Source organism: Pseudocitrobacter sp. 73 (assembly GCF_008369545.1).
In the GTDB taxonomy this organism is placed as follows: Bacteria; Pseudomonadota; Gammaproteobacteria; order Enterobacterales; family Enterobacteriaceae; genus Pseudocitrobacter; species Pseudocitrobacter vendiensis.
The window spans coordinates 1-3,014 of record NZ_VTZO01000062.1; the positions used below are offsets into that span (position 1 = coordinate 1).

Consider the following 3,014-nt stretch of genomic DNA (forward strand, 5'->3'; position numbering starts at 1 on the left):
GAACTGAATTATGGTCGCTATGTTGCAGAACCCAATGACGTGCAGCTGGCGCGCTATTTTCATCTTGATGAGCGAGATCTTGCCTTCATTAACCAGCGACGGGGAAGGCATAACCGGCTGGGAATAGCGCTTCAGCTCACCACCGCCCGTTTTCTGGGCACCTTTCTGACAGATTTAACCCGGGTTCTGCCGGGTGTTCAGCAATTTGTCGCGGTGCAGCTTAATATCCGCCGTCCGGAAGTCCTTTCCCGCTACGCAGAACGGGATACCACCCTCAGAGAGCATACTGCGCTGATTAAGGAATATTACGGTTACCATGAATTTGGCGATTTCCCCTGGTCTTTCCGCCTGAAGCGCCTGCTATACACCCGTGCATGGCTCAGTAATGAGCGACCCGGCCTGATGTTTGATTTTGCCACCGCCTGGTTGCTTCAGAATAAGGTCCTGCTGCCCGGAGCAACCACACTTGTACGTCTCGTCAGTGAAATACGTGAACGGGCAAATCAGCAACTTTGGAAGAAACTGGCCGCGTTGCCGGACAGCTGGCAGACCGCCCGCGTGACTGAGCTGCTGGACATTCCTGAGGGGCAGCGAATTTCACCGCTGGAGCAACTGAAAAAGGGACCTGTCACCGTCAGCGGTCCGGCATTTACCGAAGCGCTGGAGCGGTATATCCGGCTGCGAAACCTGGAGTTTTCCCGACTGAGTTTTACCGGTCTGCCCGCTATACAACTACGTAATCTGGCCCGTTACGCAGGCATGGCGTCGGTAAAATATATCGCGCGAATGCCACAGCAGAGAAAGCTGGCCGTACTCACCGCATTCGTTAAAGCACAGGAGACTGCGGCGCTGGATGAAGCCGTTGATGTGCTCGATATGCTTATACTGGATATCACTCGTGCGGCGAAGAAAACGGGGCAGAAAAAACGGCTCAGGACGCTGAAAGATCTTGACCGTGCTGCGCTACTGCTGGCGCAGGCATGTTCATTGTTGCTAGCTGAGCAGGCTGACGATGCTGAACTGAGGGAGACCATATTCAGCAGCATACCGAAAAGTAGGCTGGCAGAATCCGTCAGCAAGGTAAATGAGCTGGCCCGGCCTCAGAACAACAATTTCCATGACGAAATGGTGGAACAGTACGGGCGGGTAAAGCGTTTTCTTCCGGCGGTATTGCGCGACCTGCATTTCCAGGCAGCGCCAGCCGGAGAACATACGCTGTCCGCCATTCATTATCTGACCGAACTGAACGGCTCGAAAAAGCGCATCCTGGACGATGCGCCTGAACATATTATTACCGGCCCCTGGAAACGCCTGGTATACGATGCGGAGGGCCGGATACAGCGTGCCGGTTACTCGCTTTGTCTGCTGGAGCGCCTTCAGGATGCACTACGCCGACGGGACATCTGGCTCGAAAACAGCGATCGCTGGGGAAATCCCCGCGAGAAGCTGTTGCAGGGGGAAGAATGGCAGGTTCAGCGGGCCCCCATCTGTCGGGCGCTGGGACATCCCACTGATGGACATAAAGGCGTGCAACAGCTGGCGGTCCAACTGGATAAAACCTGGAAAGCCGTCGCATCTCGCTTTGAAGGAAATGCGGAGGTTAATATCTGCCATGACGGTAAATATCCTTCCCTGACTATCAGCAGCCTGGAGAAACTGGAGGAGCCACCATCGTTGCATCGTCTCAACAGTCGGGTAAGGCAGCTACTCCCGCCGGTAGATTTGACGGAACTGTTGCTTGAGATAGATGCCAGAACGGGCTTTACACGTGAGTTTACGCATGTCAGTGAATCCGGGGCCCGGGCGCAGGATCTGCACATCAGCCTGTGCGCGGTCCTGATGGCTGAGGCTTGCAATATCGGGCTGGAACCGCTGATAAAGCACAATATACCGGCGCTGACGCGCCACCGGCTCAGTTGGGTGAAACAGAATTACCTCCGGGCAGAAACGCTGGTCAGCGCCAATGTCCGCCTGGTTGATTTTCAGTCCACACTGGAGCTTGCTGGCCGCTGGGGTGGCGGCGAAGTGGCTTCAGCTGACGGCATGCGCTTTGTCACGCCGGTGAAAACCGTCAATTCAGGACCTAACAGAAAATATTTTGGTTCCGGACGTGGCATCACCTGGTACAACTTCGTCTCTGATCAGTATTCTGGATTCCACGGCATCGTTGTTCCCGGCACATTACGTGATTCCATTTTTGTGCTGGAAGGCCTTCTGGAGCAGCAGACAGGGCTGAATCCGGTTGAGATCATGACAGACACAGCCGGTACCAGCGACATTATTTTTGGCCTCTTCTGGCTGCTGGGATACCAGTTTTCTCCTCGGCTTGCCGATGCCGGTGAAGCAGTATTCTGGCGGGTGGATAAATCGGCAAATTACGGTGCACTAGACGAACTGGCTCGTGGTTGTGCCGATCTGTCGAAAGCCGAGTATCAGTGGGATGAGATGATGCGAGCCGCCGGTTCGCTGAAACTGGGTACCATTCATGCTTCAGAACTCATTCGCTCTTTGCTGAAAAGCTCGCGCCCATCAGGGTTGGCACAGGCGATCATGGAAGTGGGGCGCGTCAACAAGACGCTGTACCTTCTAAATTATATTGATGATGAAGATTATCGTCGGCGGATCCTGACGCAGCTAAACCGGGGAGAAGGCCGCCATGCTGTGGCGAGGGCGATCTGCTACGGGCAGCGCGGTGAGATCAGAAAGCGCTATCGTGAAGGTCAGGAAGATCAACTGGGTGCACTGGGCCTCGTCACTAACGCAGTGGTACTGTGGAACACACTTTATATGCAGGAAGCCCTGAGCTGGATGCGCAGGAATGGAGAAGAAACCGGGGGTGAAGATATCGTCCGGTTATCCCCACTGATGCACGGGCATATCAATATGCTGGGGCATTATACGTTCACGCTACCGGAGGATATTTTGAAGGGGGAACTGAGAGAATTAAATTTTAATTTAAACAATGAATTACCTTCTTAGCGTACGTTTTCGTTCCATTGGCCCTCAAACCCCTA

General features: G+C 54.2%; 1 protein-coding gene. It reads left to right on the forward strand.

The genetic code is table 11. The annotated features are described in order from the left end of the window. Nucleotides 1-3 precede the first annotated feature (3 nt). Nucleotides 4-2,979, forward strand: coding sequence for a Tn3 family transposase (locus F0Q32_RS25540; RefSeq protein WP_149465157.1), 2,976 nt, complete (start codon nt 4-6; stop codon nt 2,977-2,979). Nucleotides 2,980-3,014: the final 35 nt, after the last annotated feature.